At 32.9% G+C, this 17,211-nt stretch carries 23 protein-coding genes; 22 read left to right on the forward strand and 1 reads right to left on the reverse strand.

Translation table 11 applies throughout. The annotated features are described in order from the left end of the window. Positions 1 to 10 precede the first annotated feature (10 nt). The 12 genes from KHA97_RS01315 to KHA97_RS01370 all read left to right on the forward strand — a co-directional run bounded on the left by KHA97_RS01315 (position 11) and on the right by KHA97_RS01370 (position 7,472). Positions 11 to 403 (forward strand): DsrE/DsrF/DrsH-like family protein, encoded by a 393-nt coding sequence (locus tag KHA97_RS01315; protein ID WP_066294760.1) that lies wholly within the window; start codon positions 11 to 13, stop codon positions 401 to 403. Between the two features lie 48 nt (positions 404 to 451). Further along, a complete protein-coding gene (locus KHA97_RS01320; protein WP_066294758.1) occupies positions 452 to 1,579 on the forward strand; it encodes an MBL fold metallo-hydrolase in 1,128 nt (375 codons plus the stop codon). Positions 1,580 to 1,604: 25 nt separating this feature from the next. After that, entirely contained in the window at positions 1,605 to 1,832 is a 228-nt protein-coding gene (locus tag KHA97_RS01325; protein WP_066294756.1) for a sulfurtransferase TusA family protein, read from the forward strand. A gap of 53 nt (positions 1,833 to 1,885) precedes the next feature. Next, positions 1,886 to 2,662, forward strand: a complete 777-nt coding sequence (locus KHA97_RS01330) for a sulfite exporter TauE/SafE family protein (protein WP_066294755.1) — start codon at positions 1,886 to 1,888, stop codon at positions 2,660 to 2,662. A 52-nt stretch (positions 2,663 to 2,714) separates the two neighbouring features. Next, positions 2,715 to 3,062, forward strand: coding sequence for a DsrE/DsrF/DrsH-like family protein (locus KHA97_RS01335; protein WP_066294754.1), 348 nt, complete (start codon positions 2,715 to 2,717; stop codon positions 3,060 to 3,062). 14 nt (positions 3,063 to 3,076) lie between these two features. After that, positions 3,077 to 3,457, forward strand: coding sequence for a peroxiredoxin family protein (locus tag KHA97_RS01340; protein ID WP_066294753.1), 381 nt, complete (start codon positions 3,077 to 3,079; stop codon positions 3,455 to 3,457). Positions 3,458 to 3,776: 319 nt separating this feature from the next. After that, complete coding sequence (locus KHA97_RS01345) at positions 3,777 to 4,169, forward strand: rhodanese-like domain-containing protein (protein WP_066294751.1); 393 nt, start codon at positions 3,777 to 3,779, stop codon at positions 4,167 to 4,169. Positions 4,170 to 4,394: 225 nt separating this feature from the next. Continuing rightward, positions 4,395 to 5,057: a hypothetical protein gene (locus KHA97_RS01350; RefSeq protein WP_066294749.1), complete on the forward strand. Its 663-nt coding sequence runs from the start codon at positions 4,395 to 4,397 to the stop codon at positions 5,055 to 5,057. 19 nt (positions 5,058 to 5,076) lie between these two features. Then, positions 5,077 to 5,802 (forward strand): cytochrome c biogenesis CcdA family protein, encoded by a 726-nt coding sequence (locus tag KHA97_RS01355; protein WP_082677184.1) that lies wholly within the window; start codon positions 5,077 to 5,079, stop codon positions 5,800 to 5,802. After that, the gene (locus KHA97_RS01360; RefSeq protein ID WP_066294748.1) at positions 5,799 to 6,365 is read left to right on the forward strand and encodes a peroxiredoxin family protein; all 567 of its coding nucleotides are present in this window, start codon (positions 5,799 to 5,801) and stop codon (positions 6,363 to 6,365) included. Before KHA97_RS01355 ends, KHA97_RS01360 begins: the two co-directional genes overlap by 4 nt. Before the next feature lie 26 nt (positions 6,366 to 6,391). Continuing rightward, on the forward strand, positions 6,392 to 6,991 hold the full coding sequence (locus tag KHA97_RS01365; protein ID WP_066294746.1) for an SAM-dependent methyltransferase: 600 nt from the start codon (positions 6,392 to 6,394) through the stop codon (positions 6,989 to 6,991). Between the two features lie 157 nt (positions 6,992 to 7,148). Next, entirely contained in the window at positions 7,149 to 7,472 is a 324-nt protein-coding gene (locus KHA97_RS01370; RefSeq protein ID WP_066294742.1) for a hypothetical protein, read from the forward strand. An 83-nt stretch (positions 7,473 to 7,555) separates the two neighbouring features. Here KHA97_RS01370 and KHA97_RS01375 read toward each other — a convergent pair whose 3' ends face one another. Further along, positions 7,556 to 8,380, reverse strand: a complete 825-nt coding sequence (locus tag KHA97_RS01375) for a tyrosine-type recombinase/integrase (RefSeq protein WP_066294739.1) — start codon at positions 8,378 to 8,380, stop codon at positions 7,556 to 7,558. Positions 8,381 to 8,777: 397 nt separating this feature from the next. Between KHA97_RS01375 and KHA97_RS01380 the strand changes: the two genes are divergently transcribed. The 10 genes from KHA97_RS01380 to KHA97_RS01425 all read left to right on the forward strand — a co-directional run bounded on the left by KHA97_RS01380 (position 8,778) and on the right by KHA97_RS01425 (position 17,197). Then, positions 8,778 to 11,417 carry a hypothetical protein gene (locus tag KHA97_RS01380; protein ID WP_066294734.1) on the forward strand — a complete coding sequence of 880 codons (2,640 nt, stop codon included), beginning with the start codon at positions 8,778 to 8,780 and terminating at the stop codon, positions 11,415 to 11,417. Positions 11,418 to 11,959: 542 nt separating this feature from the next. After that, positions 11,960 to 12,268: a hypothetical protein gene (locus KHA97_RS01385; RefSeq protein WP_066294732.1), complete on the forward strand. Its 309-nt coding sequence runs from the start codon at positions 11,960 to 11,962 to the stop codon at positions 12,266 to 12,268. Positions 12,269 to 12,321: 53 nt separating this feature from the next. Then, positions 12,322 to 12,612 (forward strand): hypothetical protein, encoded by a 291-nt coding sequence (locus KHA97_RS01390; protein WP_066294727.1) that lies wholly within the window; start codon positions 12,322 to 12,324, stop codon positions 12,610 to 12,612. A gap of 189 nt (positions 12,613 to 12,801) precedes the next feature. Beyond that, entirely contained in the window at positions 12,802 to 13,140 is a 339-nt protein-coding gene (locus KHA97_RS01395) for a hypothetical protein (RefSeq protein ID WP_066294726.1), read from the forward strand. A 289-nt stretch (positions 13,141 to 13,429) separates the two neighbouring features. Further along, the gene (locus KHA97_RS01400) at positions 13,430 to 13,855 is read left to right on the forward strand and encodes a hypothetical protein (RefSeq protein WP_066294722.1); all 426 of its coding nucleotides are present in this window, start codon (positions 13,430 to 13,432) and stop codon (positions 13,853 to 13,855) included. 109 nt (positions 13,856 to 13,964) lie between these two features. Further along, positions 13,965 to 14,327 carry a recombinase family protein gene (locus KHA97_RS01405; protein ID WP_066294721.1) on the forward strand — a complete coding sequence of 121 codons (363 nt, stop codon included), beginning with the start codon at positions 13,965 to 13,967 and terminating at the stop codon, positions 14,325 to 14,327. Positions 14,328 to 14,394: 67 nt separating this feature from the next. Next, complete coding sequence (locus KHA97_RS01410; RefSeq protein ID WP_066294717.1) at positions 14,395 to 14,658, forward strand: hypothetical protein; 264 nt, start codon at positions 14,395 to 14,397, stop codon at positions 14,656 to 14,658. Positions 14,659 to 14,781: 123 nt separating this feature from the next. Further along, positions 14,782 to 15,033: a hypothetical protein gene (locus KHA97_RS01415; RefSeq protein ID WP_066294716.1), complete on the forward strand. Its 252-nt coding sequence runs from the start codon at positions 14,782 to 14,784 to the stop codon at positions 15,031 to 15,033. Positions 15,034 to 15,205: 172 nt separating this feature from the next. Beyond that, positions 15,206 to 15,403 (forward strand): helix-turn-helix domain-containing protein, encoded by a 198-nt coding sequence (locus KHA97_RS01420; RefSeq protein ID WP_066294715.1) that lies wholly within the window; start codon positions 15,206 to 15,208, stop codon positions 15,401 to 15,403. Between the two features lie 114 nt (positions 15,404 to 15,517). Next, positions 15,518 to 17,197, forward strand: a complete 1,680-nt coding sequence (locus tag KHA97_RS01425; protein ID WP_213122974.1) for a hypothetical protein — start codon at positions 15,518 to 15,520, stop codon at positions 17,195 to 17,197. The last annotated feature ends 14 nt before the right edge of the window (positions 17,198 to 17,211 follow it).

Here is a 17,211-nt window from a genome sequence, read left to right on the forward strand (position 1 = left end):
GGAATTAAGAATGAATAAAGTAGCAATTATAGCAAGTAATGGTGGATTATTTGATGCATATAAAGTGTTTAATATTGCAACAGCTGCAGCAGCATCGGATCAGGAAGTAGCGATTTTCTTTACATTTGAAGGATTAAACTTAATCCATAAAGAGTCATACAAACAGCTTCCAATGCCGGAGGGAAAAGAACACTTTGCCGAAGGTTTTGCTAATGCAAATGTTCCAGCCATTCCAGAATTGGTAGCAATGGCACAAGAAATGGGTGTTAAGTTCATTGGTTGTCAAATGACAATGGATGTTATGGGATTAGAAAAAGACTCATTTATTGATGGAATTCAAGTTGGTGGAGCAGTAACCTTTTTAGAATATGCAAAGGATGCAGATGTAACACTTACTTTTTAATCTTAAATATTTTTTTAAATTAAATTATACCGTAGGGGGTAAAAATATATGACTGTAAAAGCTATGACTTCAAAAGAAGTAACTCAAAAAGTATTTAATAAAGAAGAATTGTTTATTCTAGACGTTCGTAACGAAAGTGATTTTCAAGATTGGAAAATTGAAGGTGAAAACTTTGACTATCTAAATATCCCGTATTTTGAATTACTGGATGGAGTGGAAGAAATCTTAGAGAAGCTTCCTTCTGATAGAGAAATAGTGGTTGTATGTGCTAAAGAAGGGTCATCTGTTATGGTGGCAGAGATGCTTTCTGAAGAAGGATTAACAGTTTCCTACTTACAAGGTGGCATGAAAGCATGGAGTGAACACTTAGAACCAGTTAAAGTTGGGGAATTAAGAGATGGAGGCAAAGTGTATCAGTTCGTTCGTATCGGAAAAGGATGTCTATCATACATGGTTACTTCAAACGGTGAAGCTGCGATTATCGATGCAACTCGTATGACTGACATTTATCTTGATTTTGCAAATGAAATTGGAGCAAAAATTACGCATGTTTTTGATACACACCTTCATGCTGACCATATTTCAGGAGGAAGAGTGATTGCTGAGAGAACAGGTGCAACATATTGGTTACCTCCAAAAGATGCGACAGAAGTAACATTTGAGTACGAGGCTCTAGAAGGTGGAAATGTAGTGACAATCGGAAATACGGCGATTGATATTCATGCGCTATACTCTCCAGGTCATACGATCGGTTCTACATCTTTTGTTGTTGATGAAAAGTTCCTTCTTTCAGGAGATATATTATTCATCGATTCAATTGGAAGACCAGACCTTGCTGGTATGGCAGAGGATTGGGTAGCAGATTTAAGAGAAAGTCTGTACTTACGCTACAGAGAGCTATCAGAAGATTTAGTTGTTCTGCCAGCACACTTTATGATCATTGATGAATTGAATGACGATGGTAGTGTATCAGAAAAATTAGGAACACTGTTTGCAAAAAATCACGGTTTAAACATTGAAGACGAAAATGAGTTCAGAAAACTAGTAACAGAAAACCTACCACCACAACCAAATGCGTATCAAGAAATTCGTGAAACAAACATGGGGAAAATCAACCCTGATGAAGAAAAACAACGTGAAATGGAAATCGGACCAAACCGTTGTGCGGTTAGATAAAAATTAATTTTAGGAGGAATAAACAATGGAATCAACTAAAGTTTTAGACGCAAAAGGATTAGCATGTCCAATGCCAATTGTAAAAACAAAAAAAGCTATGAATGACTTAGCAACAGGAGAAGTTCTAGAAATTCATGCAACAGATAAGGGTGCTAAAAACGACCTGACAGCTTGGGCAACATCTGGTGGTCATGAATTAATTAAACATGAAGAAGAAAATGATGTATTTAAATTTTGGATTAAAAAAGGTTGAAAAATAAGGGGGAGCCTATGTAGGGTTCCCTTTTTTCAAAAGGAGGTAACAAGATGGATTTTGGATTTATTATTACAATATTTTTAATCGGATTTATCGGATCATACATTTCTGGAATGTTAGGTATTGGTGGGTCAATTATTAAATACCCAATGTTATTATATATTCCACCATTATTTGGCTTAGCCGCTTTTAGTGCTCATGAGGTTTCTGGTATAAGTGCGATTCAAGTATTCTTTGCAACCATTGGTGGAGTTTGGGCATACCGAAAAGGTGGATATTTAAATAAAACGTTAATCATGTATATGGGTGCTAGTATTTTAGTAGGTAGTTTTGTTGGAGGATTTGGATCAAAGTTAATGTCAGAAGGAGGCATTAATTTAATTTATGGGATACTAGCTTTAATTGCAGCTGTGATGATGTTTATTCCGAAAAAGGGGATAGATGATATCCCTTTAGATCAGGTGAAATTTAATAAATGGCTCGCAGCAATCTTAGCCCTTATTGTTGGTGTAGGTGCTGGAATCGTCGGGGCAGCAGGAGCCTTTTTATTAGTGCCAATCATGTTAGTGGTATTAAAAATTCCAACAAGAATGACAATCGCATCATCACTAGCAATTACGTTTATATCATCAATAGGTGCAACTGTCGGTAAAATTACAACTGGACAGATTGATTATTTCCCTGCTTTTATTATGGTCGTTGCAAGTTTACTTGCTTCCCCATTAGGAGCAATAGCTGGAAAAAAAGTGAATACAAAAATACTACAAATTATTTTGGCGTTATTAATTGGAGCTACTGCTGTTAAGATTTGGTTAGATATCTTATAAAAATAGGGGAAAATAAAACATAAAATTAGCTTATCTGAAAGAAGGGCTAAAAATGACAAATAAGAAATACATCTATTTTGTATCGTTAAGTTCAAATGTTCCCTATGTACTAAAGAAATCGATTGAAATGGTCAACCCAAAAAATGAAGTCACCATATTTTTTGATCTTGATGGAGCCCGTGTTTTAGATAAACGTTATTTAAAAAAAGTGACGAGAACGCATGGAGTGGATCTAGTCTCACTTTTTAAAATAGCTTTAGAGGCAGGGATTAAATTGTATGGTTGTCAAATGAACGTGTTAATTGCAGATGGTTTGGAATTAATAGATGGAGCAGAGCTTGCAGGCGTTGTTACCTTTTTAGAAGCAGCCTACCAAGCTGATGCTGTTTTAAGCTATTAAGAGGGGGACTAAACATGAATAAGAAAAAGGTTGTAGTATTAGCACTTCATGATGAATTAGAGTCTGCTTACCCACCCTTAAATGTTGCCGTTGGAGCTGCTTCATCCGGGGCTGATGTGATCTTAGCCTTCTCACGAAAAGGAGTAAACATTTTAGACCATAAATACATTCCTATTCCATCGGATGGAATTGAATACTTGTCTAATGCGCTATCTGATTTTAACGCACCTTCAATTAACGATTTACTTGAGATAGCTGTTGAATCTGGTGTTAAATTTTATGTGGTGGACTTAGATATAAAGGACCATACGCAATTTAAGTATCCAGCTGAGCAAGTCCCCATTAAATGGGTTTTAAATGAGGCAGTTTCAGCGGATTTATTTGTACATTTTTAAATATATAGGAGGAATAACGTTGATTAAAATTACAGATGCTGCGATATCAAAAATAAGACAAGAAGTTAAAGATGTAAAAAAACCGGTTATTCGTCTTGCAATGGGCATTGGTTGAGGGGGACCTCAGCTTCGCCTGGCTCTGGAAGAGTCAGCTTTAGAAAATGATGAAATCATTGAACAAGACGGCATAAGTTTTTTAGTACATGAAACAAGTAAACCATATTTTAATAATGTCAAAATTGATTATACCAAGACCATATTGGGTGGCGGGCAATTTATTGTCCTTACACTATAAGTACATCTGAAAGCAGGAGTTTCTTTGAAGATTAAAACAATAGCATTATATCTACCCATTGTCATTTTAGTATTATATTTTGTCTATACCCAGTTTGAAAATAAAAGTATTAAAACAATTTCAATTAATGAGTTGGAGCAAAAATTACAGGATCCCAAATCAAGTAACATAATCTTTGTTGATGTGCGTGAACCCCATGAATATGAAGCAGGTCATATTAAAGGGATGAAAAACATTCCACTAAGCACATTAAAATCCGATTATAAAGGTCTGTCTAAAGATGCGGAAATCGTTCTATTGTGTAGGAGTGGGAAACGAAGTCTTCAAGCTGCAAACATTTTAAAAGATATTGGTTATGGGAATGTTGTAAGTGTAAGTGGCGGTATTCAAGAATGGCAGGGAGAAATTATAAAATAAGTAATGGAGTAGACTGATAATATGAATAAAGATCATAACAACTGTGGAAAAGGTAGTTGAGGAATTCCTAACAAAAAATCACGGTCATTTTTTCCACCGATATGACCAGGGATTTTAGTTTGGCTCCTGGTAGGAGTCATCGTCTTGATTCAAAGAATGTTTTAAGAAAAGGGGCTAAACAGCCCCTTTTTGTGTAAACATCAAGCAATTTTTTAGGAGGTACCCATGGATATCATTCAAATCGGTTCTTTTACGATTCTCTTTAAATGGTTTCTTCTTGGAGTGGCAATTCTATTTGGAATAGTTCTTATAAAAGTATTGCTCCTACGCTTACCGAATAGGGAACAAAATAAGGCAATATTTGACTTATTAACTAATAGCGTGTTTTTAGGCTTTTTTATTTGGAAAGGTAGCTTACTTCTTACGGAGCCTTCATTAGTCATAAAAAGTCCTTTGTCGTTGTTGTATTTTACAGGAGGAAGAAGTGGCTTAATTTTAGCTATTATTTTTTCAATCTACTACTTTATTTATAGAGCAAGGAAATTAGATATTTCAATGCTAGTTACTTTGAAATACGGCTTACTATTTAGTTTTTCAGTGCTGTCTGTCTATCACTTTTTATTCGCCACCTTTGTAGAGGATAATTTCATTTATCATGTTCTTATTGGCATTTATTCGTTGACTAATTTGATACTCATTCTAGTTAAAAGGATTCTATCCTCATATAAGTCATTTTTTTCTGTCATCGTCTTATTTTCATTCTACAAAATAATACTCTCATTGGTTCTAATCAATGAAAATACTGTCTTTATTTTCTCGATGGAGCAGTGGTTTTTTATAGGATTAATAATCTTGTCTCTTTACCTTTGGGACAGAAAACTACAGTAGAAAGAAAGGTGGGTAAGAATTGGAGAATATCACAATATTTTTTGCATTAACTGCAGGGGTACTTTCATTTTTTTCACCTTGTGTGTTTCCATTAATTCCTGCATATGTTGCCCATTTAACCAATGGGTCAGTAAAAGATGGAAAAGTAAATACCCAGAAGAGTGTCCTATTGTCTCGTTCAATAAGTTTTATTTTTGGATTTAGTATTGTATTTGTGTTATTAGGAGCTTCAGCAAGTGTTGTAGGACAAATATTTTTAGATAATAAGAAATTGATTCAAATGATAGGGGGATTCCTCATCATTATTTTTGGATTGCAGATGCTTGGTGTATTTAAAATAAAGCTTTTAATGACTGAAAAACGGTTTGATTATAGTAGGAAGTCCAAAGCTAGTTCTCTAAAATCATTTATCCTTGGTTTAGCATTTGGATCAGGGTGGACACCTTGTGTAGGACTTGCTTTATCGTCCATTTTATTACTGGCTAGTTCAACAGAAACGATTTATTCTGGTATGTTTTTATTATGGATATACGCCTTAGGACTAGGTATTCCTTTTCTTTTGTTATCTTTTCTTGTGACATACTCTTTAAATGTGATTAAAAGAATCAATAAGGTGTTACCAAAGCTTTCGTTAGTTAATGGAGTAATTCTTATCATAATGGGGTTTTTATTATTCACTGGTCAAATGGAAAAAATCAGTGCTTATCTCTCTACATTCACGATTTTTAAAGGAGTGGGATTATGAACAAACAAATACTCGTCTTAGTAGGTTTGATTGGTCTTTTAGGTTGGGGAGTATATGACTATGCATTTTCAGAAAAAGACAATATGGATGAAACCTCCCTTAACAATCGAATAGAAAATAATGATTTAATTAGTGGAATAAAAGAAGGGAATTTGGCACCTGAATTTCAACTCCAGACTTTTGAAGGAAGAGAAGTAAAACTGTCTGACTATAAAGGAAAGAAAGTCATTTTAAATTTTTGGGCTACTTGGTGTCCTCCTTGTAAAGCTGAAATGCCTCATATGCAAGAGTTTTATCTAGATCAACAAAAAGAAAATGTAGAAATCCTAGCAGTTAATTTAACGACTGCAGAAAAGAACACAAACGATATTGGAAAATTTGTAAAAGATTATGGATTAACTTTTCCAATACTGCTTGATACTAAAGGCGATACAGGAGAAACATATCAAGCTTTTACGATCCCAACAAGTTATATAATTGATTCGCAGGGGATTGTTCGAAAGAAAATTGTCGGACCGATGAATAAGGAAATGATGGAGCAATTAATAAAAAGTGTCGACTAAAAAATTAAACCAAAGGAGAACAAGCTATGAATTCCTGGAATGATCGATTTAAAAATGAGAATTATGTTTATGGAACTAATCCAAACGTATTTCTTGCGGATGTCCATGAAAAATTAAACCTATCAGGAGATGTATTGGCTATTGCTGAAGGAGAAGGTAGAAATGCAGTCTACTTGGCGCAACAAGGAATGAATGTAACTGCATGGGATTATGCGCAATCCGGACTGGCTAAAACAGAAAAGCTTGCCAAGGATAGAAACGTAACAGTTCAAACAAAGCTTGTAGACTTAAATGAAGCTAACTGGGATAAAGATCAGTGGGATGGATTGATTTGTATTTTTGGTCACTTTCCAGAGGCATTACGTACAAAAACACTTGAAGGTGTCAAAGAATCAGTTAAGCCAGGTGGTTATTTTATTTCAGAGGTGTATTCGGTATATCAACTACCATACAAAAGTGGTGGACCACAAAATATAGAATTGCTATACAAACCAGAAGAGTTTCTAAGCATATTTTCAGATTGGCGGATTGTTCACTTTTTTATGGGCGAGGTTGTAAGGAATGAAGGAGAACTTCATAATGGTTTGTCACATGTTATTCAGTTTGTGGGGCAAAAAAGAGAATAAAATAACTTTGGAGTCTTTTTGCATTTATCAGTAGGACAGAAATCATTTCTAGTTGGCGGTTAATTAGATGATAAAACCTTTAATGAAAATTAAGACTTGAAGATGATTAGATTCGCGTTAATATAGTAAGTACTAATAAATTAGTTGGGGTGATTACGTGTTTTTAGGGGTAGTATTTGATTTAAAAAAGTATAATCAATACGCTGAAAGTATTAAAATACATGGAGATTTATTTTATAAAAAGACAATGGTTATAAGTCTAAATGATGTTTCGCTATTGAATGAGTTTCTTAATATGGAAAAAGAAAACAATAATATTCAAAGAGTAATAATCTATGATTATGAAGAATTTAGGGAGCTTAAAAATTTTAAAATCTTCGAAAATACTTGCTCTAAGCACAGACTAGAGTTCAGCATTTTACGACAGGATTTGCATTCAGATGTTCCAGTTGAGTTGGGCTATATGTTACAGGTAATTTGATTTAAATATGTATTCATTCAGAATATTTCTACCATATATCAAAAGAGCTCCATTATTTTGAAGCTCTTTTGATATTATTACTTTCAGTCAGTCAACCACAAATTTGTGACTGCCTCATTTTTATCTTCCTCATTCGGTGCAGCATACCTCATAACCATATCAGCATTTGCATGTCCTGATAATGCTTGGACGATGCTAAAGTCTTCACCGTTTCTAACTAGTTTTGTAATAAATGTGTGTCTAAAAGCATGTACATTAATATCGTATCTTTGAAAAATATGTTGAACAGTTCTTTCTGAAATTCGTTTATATCTATTCGAAAGAAACAATGCTTCATGCTGATCCTCTCGGGTTTCTAAATATTTTAAAATGGCTCTCCTAGTCTCTGAAGATAAAGGAATTTTCCGTTCTTTATTACCTTTTCCATATCTAATGGTTACGGACCCTTTCCGTTCAGTTATTTCTATATCTTCACGATCAAGTTGTACTAATTCATTCAGTCTGATTCCTGTGTTTATTAATAACTGAACAATTGCAAAGTTTCGGACGTTTCCAGAACGATCAATCTCACGAATAATCTTGTGTATTTCATTCCGGTTTAGCGACTTTGGTGCTTCATTTAACATATTAGGTGGAGAGATTACAGATATGTCCTCAATCGTTTCTTCTTTTTTAGCCCATCGGCTATAATGTTTAATCGAACTCCAATGTTTGTTAATCGTAGTAGCTGCAAATCTTTTGCTAACAAGATAATTAACATATAATTGTACATCAGTTCGTGAGTAATCTTCTAAACTAGTACCGGCACCATCTAGCCACGTTTTGAATTGAGAAAGGCAAAAAGTGTATGTTTTTATCGTTTGTTTAGACTTCCCTCTTAGTCCTTCTACGAGATATATGTCTAACATAGAATCACCCCATTTTTTAGATTAATTTATTCCACGACAAAATTTTCTTGAGTTAATAGCCCTTTCTGTTATAAAAAATAATCAAATATTAATCTTTTATTACGTAGAATAGTAATTCCACGACGTTTTTCCACGACATTCTCCTTTCCTTTCTTTTGTAGGGTTTTAAGGCATTTTCATTTTCATGATTCAATGTAACTGGCCAAAATCCTGTAAAAAGTAAACTTATATCATAAAATACTTACGCTAAAAATTTGAAAACAAAAATTAGGTCAAATATTATGTAGCTGTAACCATTGAAGAAAGATTTAGAGGAGTTGATAAAAACAAAATTAAGAGAATTTCATTAAAACACTATTAAATACCATGCTCCTCCTTATAGAAAGGGGGGATCACAATGGTTAAGGAAGATACAATTTTTAAGAACAGAATTAAGGTATGCTTAGACTGGGAAGGATTTATACAAAAGCCTAAGAAAGAGGATATTATAGATATCTCTTCTAGGATTGCAAAGCAAAGGGTAGAGGTTACTATTGAAGAATTAATGAAATCTATTACGTTACCAAATGCTCAATCATTTACGCCTGCTTACTTCCAAACAGAAAAAAGGTTGAATGATAATTGGGCTGGTCAGCAATTATTTGCAATAGATATCGACAGAGGATTACGAATCGATGAGGCTATTAAACATTCTGAAGATATAAATGTTAAACCAATTTTTATTTACTCATCATTTAGTCATTTAGAGAACCAACATAAATTTCGAATGGTTTTTTTATTAAATGAAGAAATCCAAGATACCAGAGTAAGAAAAATAATACAAAAAAGTTTGACCACGTTGTTTCCTGCTGCAGATCCAAATGCAAATGATGAGGCAAGATTCTTTTTTGGTGGAAAGAAAATTGAATTTACTAGCAATTCTATGCTGACAGTTCCCCAACTTTTAGATGCTGTGGTAATAAAGTTAAAAACAGGGACAAACTCATCAAGGGAAATAAAGAAGTTCTGTGAGGTAACTAATCTTAGTTTATACAAGGGTTATCCCTACTATAAAGTCATTAATGATAGTGTTGCACCAGAAGGGAATAGTTCAATTTATGTCTCGTTGAATAAAAACCGCACTAACCCTATTAATTACTATAGGACGCGTGCAGAAATTAGTCATAGTGATTACTATTTAGTATTTGAAAAAGATTCAAAATTCAATAGCGAATATTCTAACGGTTTATTGCAGGAAGAAAACGTGAAGTTAATTCGGAACTTTCCATTCGGAACGTTGGAGGATAGATGTAAACTTTATCGTGAGGCAGTTTCTGGAGAATATTGGTTATACCATCATGAAATGTTTGGTTTAATGACTAACCTACTTAACATTGAAGGTGGCAAGTCTAAAGTTGTTGAGATTATCAATTCAAGAAGTGAGTATCTTCAGAAGAAAGAAGATTGGTCATTGATGTTGAACCAAATTAAGAAAATGAACTATCTTCCGTCTAGGTGTGAATCATTTTGTCCATTTGCTAATGAATGTACTCATACCAAAAACATGATTGAACAGGGAAAATTACCGCGTGGAAGTGTTCAAGTTCTAAATCAGTTACATTTTCAAGAAGTTGATGAAGTATATAAAAATTTGGAGGATCTGTGTGGGGAACTTCTAAGGAATAATGAGAAGGGAGTTTATGTCATTAAGGCTCCAACAGGTATTGGAAAAACGGAATTGATAATCAATAGTGCCAAGAATTATACTTTCAGCGTTGCATTTCCTACTCACAAATTGAAGGATGAAGTCTCTCTACGACTTAAAGAGCAAAATGTTCAGCACTTTAAAGTTCCGGAATTACCAACACTTGAAGCCCATTTTAGAGATAAAGTAGAACATTTATACAATATTGGTGCATATAAGGCTGTTAATAAATATTTGCGTAAATTATCATTAGAAAATGATGAAGTCAGAATGTTCCTTGAGGAGTTGGAAAAAATTAAGAAAACTAAAGGTGGGATCCTCCTTACAACACACCAAAGGGCAATTTACACTAATGATGATTCAAATTCAACCATTATTTTCGATGAAGACCCAATTCCTTCATTGTTTCCTATTTCCCAAATGAGGCAATCCGATTTAGTTTATGCTTTTACAAAACTACAGGAAAATCAAGATAATAAAGATGTAATCATGGCACTACAAAAGATGATAATTGATGCTCCGTCAGATGTAGTACATGAGCGTTCCTCATTTCTGCTTCCTTCAGTTAAAGAAATGGAACATACCGTTATTGAAGATTCAAATATTCATTCTGATATATTAGGATTTTTGAATTGCGATTATTTTATAAAAAAGAGAGTAAATGATAAAGAGTGGGTTTATTTTATAAACAGGAACCAGCTTCCTGAAAATAGAAAAATAATTATATTAAGCGCCACTGCGAATGAACAAATTTCCAAACTTGCATTTGGAAACAATGTCCAATTTTATGATTTAGGTGAAGTAAAGCCAAAGGGTAGTATACTACAAGTTACATCTAAAAGTTTTAGCAGGTACACGATAAAAGAGAATGAAAAAGACTTAATAAAATTGGCAGAAAATCTTATACAACGATATAATCCCTGCAGCGAAATTATTTCATATAAAGATTTCTTCCAAATTGAAAGAGAAGAAAACCTTTATTTCGGAAATACTGAAGGAATTGATTCAATGAAAGGTAAGAATATTACGGTTATTGGTACACCACATATTAATCCTATTGCATACTTGTTAATAGGTGTTTGTCTAGGCTTTCGCATGGGTTTGGAAGAAAGCCGTATGGAATATAGACAAGTTGAACGGAATGGTTTGCGATTTTACTTTACTACATATAATGGTGAGTCTTTATTGAGGGAAATTCAGTTTTACCTGATAGAAAGTCAATTGATACAAGCGATAGGACGGGCACGTGTCAATAGATATCCGGTCAAAGTGCTTATTCTTAGTAATTTACCGGTTCTAGGCGCTGATTACAAATCTTTTTCTCAAAATGAAATACAAGAAATAATGAAATAGTCAAAATTAGAAAACGCCCAGCTTCAATTAGTTGGGCGTTTTCTAAGTGGCTATTCAATTAAGTAAATGGTATATCCGCTTCATCAATGTGAAAAGGAGCATTATCCTCTAATCCAATATACCAACTTAAAACAGGAGGCATACTTATAAACTCGCTTAAATCCATTGAAGTGTTTACCCATGGGGGCGTCTTAATTATTTATGGATGACAAATTATGATGGGTGTGTTAGATACTTTATGAAATTGATGTCGCAAATTTAACAATATGCCGGGGGATATGTATATAATGCGCAAATTTTTATCTACGAAATAGCACAAGAAGGAAAAAAATTTTTAAAAAAAGTTTTAAAAAAATAAAAGTGTTGATATGTATGGATTTTCAATTCGGAATGGTAATATTTATATTTCCAATTTTTATCTACGAACAATTATCGAGGGTTGTCAACAATAAAAAGGTGTAATATACTCCTTATCAACCGTAGCAAACAAAAATTATAGGTTTGTTAAAAGGTAGTTTTCAAGATTGGAGGTGTATAAAAAAATGAGAGAAATTATTAAGGGGAAAATTTACGAAACAAAGAAAGCAACATTTATTGCTGAGTATAGTAATGGGTTACCTAGTAGTGATTTTAGATATGTATTTGAGGATTTATATTTAACTAATGCTGGTCAATTCTTTGCACATGCGCAAGGTGGTGCAAAGACAAAGTACAGTCAATCAAGTGGGAATTCAACTTGGAGGATTGAAACTCTTATTCTTCTAAACAATGATCAAGCGTACGAATGGTTAAAAAAACATAAAAAAATCAACGAAATTGAAATTCACTTCACAAATGAATCCAAAGGTTGATATTTAAAAAACTATTTAAGGATGTAGAATACCATAAAAAGGAGGAGATGCATGTGTACAAAAAATCAAAAGCATTTGGCTACGTTTTAGTTGAAAAAGAATTTGCTGAAAGTAACCATGAGCATTATAAAAAAGTCCTTAAAGGATTTGAAAAGGTTTGTAAAGAAAGAAATCTAAAACTAGTAAAGGTTTATGAGGATAGGTTTACTGATGCGAATGCACCTCAGCCTACTAAAGAATTTCTCAATCTCTTAAGAGTAAAGGATAAGTATGATTATCTCATAAACTTTTCTCTGGGACATTATATGATCATGTCACCAGACGGTCATCTCGAAATTATATAGATATTTGCAGTATCTATAAAAACATTATCAAATTAGTAATACGTTGGTTACACATATACTACCACAAGGTTAACCCATTGTGAAGTGGAAGTAGAAGAAAACTTTAAGAAAACTATCAATTATATAGCTCTTACTCAGACGGCTTGGGTAAGAGCGATAAAATAAGAATTTATACAAGGAGGAGATCAAATGAAAAAGGCAGTGGGATATGTCTTGGCTGACTTCAAGAAATCCGATAATGAACTAATAGGCTCACTATGTGATGAGGTAAAAAAACATTGTAAGGAAGAGAAAACGGAATGCATTGGGTTCTTCTTTATTGATGATGATATTAATAACCCTATTACACTAGAATCTTTTGCATCTGAAGAATTAATCACATTCGTCAGTCAGGAACTAGGTATTAATGTTTTTCTAGTTCATGATAAGCCTATGTATTCAGAGGAAATACGTTGGAAGAATGTTGGACCATTAGATAATCATTTGAACGAACTTATTGAAATTATAAACCGTGGTGAGGGTATATGAAAAAAGTTATTGGATATGTAACTGTCAAAAGGGATTAGGTGAATCATCCGTACCACAAATTTGTCATGAAAAGTTTGTCCAATGTTATGTTGTTATGTGTTCAAAATGGGGGATTTAGTAAAAGTTTATGAGTATGTTTGCTTTTCCCAAAAAGAACCAAGAATTGCTCAGATTCAAATGCACAATGATTTAACAAGGCGCAATGACATTGATTTATTACTCTCGTATGCTTTGGGAAACTTTTAGTGACGGACATTTCTAGAAGCATACAAAGAAAGATGGTGGCAAAATGAGTAATGCAATTGCTTATGTAATGACAGCAACACAACAATCAAGTTTTGATCATGGAAAAAGACTTAAAGATAAAATCCATGATTTTTGCAGGGTCTATGAAATCAATCTCCTCAATTTATTTGAGGATATCGTAGATTACAAGTTTCACAACCCAATCAGAAAGGGTTCTGCAGGAAAAGAAATGATGAACTTCATTGAAAAGAATTCAGATTCAATTGATTTTTTCCTAATAAACGATTTAACAGATTGTGTTGAGGAAGAGGAATGGGAGCAATTAAAAGCCTTCTTTTCAAAGCATAATATCGAAGTTGTTGAGTTGCTCATGTGGGAAAAAATAAGGCCAGTTATGGACCTTAGGCTAAGAGATGAACTCGAAAAGGAAATAGAAGGCCTACAAAAATTTAAATTCACCAAAAGGTGAAATAGAAAGTAGTTATCGGATATGGAAATAAAAGTAACCAAATTAAGAGGGGGCATTCATATTATTACTTTACAACACATCCCTTTATGACGAAAGGGAGGATGATTAAATGTTCAGACAATTAAAACTAGCAGTAGGCTACATTAGAACTGCATCATTAGAAACAGATGTGGAAAATATTGTTCGATTAAAGCAAGAGAGGATTTCAAGGTATTGTACAACCCGATCAATATTAATAGAAGAGATTATTGTTGACAGAGGCTCAAGTGGTCTATCACCTTTGGTAATGAGAATAGGTGGAGGTATGCTTATTGATTATATTATGAAGGGTGAAACAGATTGTATTGTTGTTCATCACCTCTTTGAATTGAGTAGGGATATTGAGGAACTTCATTGCCTTTTGAAAATATTTAAAGAGAAGGGAATAACGCTTATAGACCTTTCGATATTAGATTCGGAAAAAATGCTTTGAAAAATTAAAGACAAGGGTGAGGCAATATAAAAATCTTATCCCTTCTTATAAAAAAGGAGGAATTTTAATGAATAAAAAAATGAGAAGTTATCATAAAGGAGAAATTACTGGCGGTTTTGGAATAAAGGTGGGGGGACAAGAAGTTTGGTTTGACGAAGGAGAACTTGTATATGTTCTTGCTGAGATATTTGACGAAGAAGATTCTGATTGTATCTTATGGTACGCAATAATGAAGCCTACTAGTAAGGAAGTGCTAAGGATAAACTCAGATTTCGTCAATGTGAAAAATCATGGGAATGTTATGAGATTCCCGCATTTCAATGAGGAATAGTAATAAATAACATTCTCAATGTTTCGCCATACGTATTAAAAAATAACAAAAAAATATATGAAAGGGTGCCAATATAATATGTAATCATACCATATCCCTTCCAATAAAAAGGGAGGAATTCTAATGTACTATGAAATGAACAAATTCCATATTGGAAAAATTAAAGAGGGTTTTGAAGAAAAAATTAAAGGCATTGACGTTTGGCTGGAGGAAGGCGAACTTATTTATGTTTTATCGGAACTATTTGACCCGGAAGACCCAGATGTCATAATATATTTTGTCATAATGCTGCCTGTTGTTAAGGACGTCCTAACGGTAGATGCTGATTTTGTGAAAGTGTTAAGTCGTGGAACTGTCTCAAGGTTTCCATTTTAGGGTCAGATAAAAACAAAGGTAAACAGTGATTTTCTACATTGTTCAAATATGATTTGGAAGTTTTAATTATAATTAAAAATAAGTAAAGGTCAGCATTTATAACACAATTCAGAGCATATTTTTCACAACACAATTCATCATACGTCTGGCCTCCATTTAGGAGGTTGATAGTATGTATAAAAATGAAAACGAAATTCCATTAGTATTGACTGTAAAGGATTTAGAGGACATTTTAAATATTGGGCAAACTACTGCCTACGAGTTAATGAATAGTGGTCAGTTTCATGTTGTCAAAGTGGGTAAACAACTAAGGGTTTATAAGTCAGTGTTTTTGAAATGGCTGACAAAGGGAGAAGAGATTGCATTATAATGTGCAGTCTTTTTTTATTATTCTATTAAATAAACAAACATAATTGGATTGAACTTTATTTCCATATTATTCATAATGGTAGTAAACAAAAGTACATTACAGAAGGAGTATTACATGTTACAGATTATTTCGGGTAAATTTTTTAATAGTGATACAGTTTATTCAACACCATGTAAGGCTGTTTTATACTCAAACTACTATTGGCCGTTAAAGATTGAAACATGTATTGGAACATTAGAACCTATTGACAATAGGAGTGAAATAAACACTTATATTTTTCATTACAATAATCAAATAGAAAAGGATATGCATTCAGGATTTAACTTGGTAAGAGTTGGTGATCCGGAAATTGTACAGCAGTTTATGCTGCTATGTAGTTTTGGGTTGCAAGCAATATTTTCTACGGATAAAGATGAAGTTGAAAGATTATGTAGAACAAGCTCTAGTCATTTTACAGAGAGATATCAACCATCAAAATTTTTGAATAGATTTTTTGATTCCAAAATTAATGGTAATCAAGAAGAAGTTAACTCTTTTATAGAATTAGTCAAAAGTATCATCGGCCTTAACAGAGAAACTTACAAGGCTGTAATTAATGGATTTTATAACTTTTTTAATTCATTTATAAACCTTAATACAAACATTGAAGCATCATACGCATCTTTAGTTTATTGTCTGGAATCCTTTTCGCAAAACTTTGATGAATATGAGCCCCAATGGGAAGATTACAGTCATAATATTAGGGTAGGTTTAGAAGAAATTTTTGAAGGTATAGAGGAAGGGCCGGTTCAACAAATAAAAAGCGTACTCTTACAAAATTCCTTCTTAAAATTACAGAAGAGATTTATAGAATTTATAAAAGACAATGTAAATGACAGTTACTTTGTAGAAGAAGCTGTGGATATAAATAGACCTCTAAAAAAATCAGAATTAGACCAAGTTCTATTTAATTCTTATGACATGCGGTCAAAATATGTACATGAATTAAAGCCATTACTGAAGCATCTAACATTTCCAGATTTAAGTAATGGTGAGGTTTTTACTTGGGAACATAATGTGTATTTGACATATAGTGGATTAGTTCGTTTGACTTTGCACACAATAAAAAATTTTATATACAAGCAACAGACTATAGAAAAAGAAGAATATGACTGGAATGGAGATCTACCCGGTTCTATAAATTTATACTTATCACCAGAGTATTGGATTGGAAGTAAGGAAAGTTATGGACCAATTAAATCTTTAGAAGCACTTCTTAACCTTACGGTAACCTCACTTTATTCAGGTGATTATAAATTACCAGATATGAATAGTGTTTTAGAATTAATTGAAGAAAGTATTAATTCTTCTAAAAAGCCAGAAAAACATTTAATGTTTTCTTTCTATATAATATTAAATGATTTTTATCTTAAAGAAGATAAGAGAGATAATTATGAAAAAGTAATTAGACAAAACAAGGAATTGTTGACACATTGTAATATTGAAAATATGGTTTTGGCATTATTTAATGACGATTATTGGATATGGAGTGCAACAGATTGTGAAACTATTTTTAAGAGGTATCTTAAGAAAAGATATTTAGTTAAAAATATTAGTCTACCGTCAACAATCGAAGTATCATTATTAATTTGTATCGCCAATTTATATTTTGACCAAGATAATCTAGAGAAATATAAAGAACTTATAAAAGATTGTATATGTGAGTTATCTGGAAATAAGAATAAGCAAGAATACTTGCAGAAAGCAATAGTAATACCGAGGAAAATAGATATTAATTTTTTATTTGGTAAGTAGAGTGATTGTCACTT

It is taken from the genome of Lederbergia citri, assembly GCF_018343625.1.
Taxonomy (GTDB): domain Bacteria; phylum Bacillota; class Bacilli; order Bacillales; family Bacillaceae_C; genus Lederbergia; species Lederbergia citri.

Coding starts and splice junctions, on each gene's coding strand:
- KHA97_RS01420 (WP_066294715.1), top strand. CDS start 15,206: ATGTATAAAAATGAAAACGAAATTCCATTAGTATTGACTGTAAAGGAT.
- KHA97_RS01335 (WP_066294754.1), top strand. CDS start 2,715: ATGACAAATAAGAAATACATCTATTTTGTATCGTTAAGTTCAAATGTT.
- KHA97_RS01425 (WP_213122974.1), top strand. CDS start 15,518: ATGTTACAGATTATTTCGGGTAAATTTTTTAATAGTGATACAGTTTAT.
- KHA97_RS01325 (WP_066294756.1), top strand. CDS start 1,605: ATGGAATCAACTAAAGTTTTAGACGCAAAAGGATTAGCATGTCCAATG.
- KHA97_RS01330 (WP_066294755.1), top strand. CDS start 1,886: ATGGATTTTGGATTTATTATTACAATATTTTTAATCGGATTTATCGGA.
- KHA97_RS01375 (WP_066294739.1), bottom strand. CDS start 8,380: ATGTTAGACATATATCTCGTAGAAGGACTAAGAGGGAAGTCTAAACAA.
- KHA97_RS01410 (WP_066294717.1), top strand. CDS start 14,395: ATGAATAAAAAAATGAGAAGTTATCATAAAGGAGAAATTACTGGCGGT.
- KHA97_RS01380 (WP_066294734.1), top strand. CDS start 8,778: ATGGTTAAGGAAGATACAATTTTTAAGAACAGAATTAAGGTATGCTTA.
- KHA97_RS01340 (WP_066294753.1), top strand. CDS start 3,077: ATGAATAAGAAAAAGGTTGTAGTATTAGCACTTCATGATGAATTAGAG.
- KHA97_RS01395 (WP_066294726.1), top strand. CDS start 12,802: ATGAAAAAGGCAGTGGGATATGTCTTGGCTGACTTCAAGAAATCCGAT.
- KHA97_RS01400 (WP_066294722.1), top strand. CDS start 13,430: ATGAGTAATGCAATTGCTTATGTAATGACAGCAACACAACAATCAAGT.
- KHA97_RS01405 (WP_066294721.1), top strand. CDS start 13,965: ATGTTCAGACAATTAAAACTAGCAGTAGGCTACATTAGAACTGCATCA.
- KHA97_RS01315 (WP_066294760.1), top strand. CDS start 11: ATGAATAAAGTAGCAATTATAGCAAGTAATGGTGGATTATTTGATGCA.
- KHA97_RS01350 (WP_066294749.1), top strand. CDS start 4,395: ATGGATATCATTCAAATCGGTTCTTTTACGATTCTCTTTAAATGGTTT.
- KHA97_RS01385 (WP_066294732.1), top strand. CDS start 11,960: ATGAGAGAAATTATTAAGGGGAAAATTTACGAAACAAAGAAAGCAACA.
- KHA97_RS01360 (WP_066294748.1), top strand. CDS start 5,799: ATGAACAAACAAATACTCGTCTTAGTAGGTTTGATTGGTCTTTTAGGT.
- KHA97_RS01320 (WP_066294758.1), top strand. CDS start 452: ATGACTGTAAAAGCTATGACTTCAAAAGAAGTAACTCAAAAAGTATTT.
- KHA97_RS01365 (WP_066294746.1), top strand. CDS start 6,392: ATGAATTCCTGGAATGATCGATTTAAAAATGAGAATTATGTTTATGGA.
- KHA97_RS01415 (WP_066294716.1), top strand. CDS start 14,782: ATGTACTATGAAATGAACAAATTCCATATTGGAAAAATTAAAGAGGGT.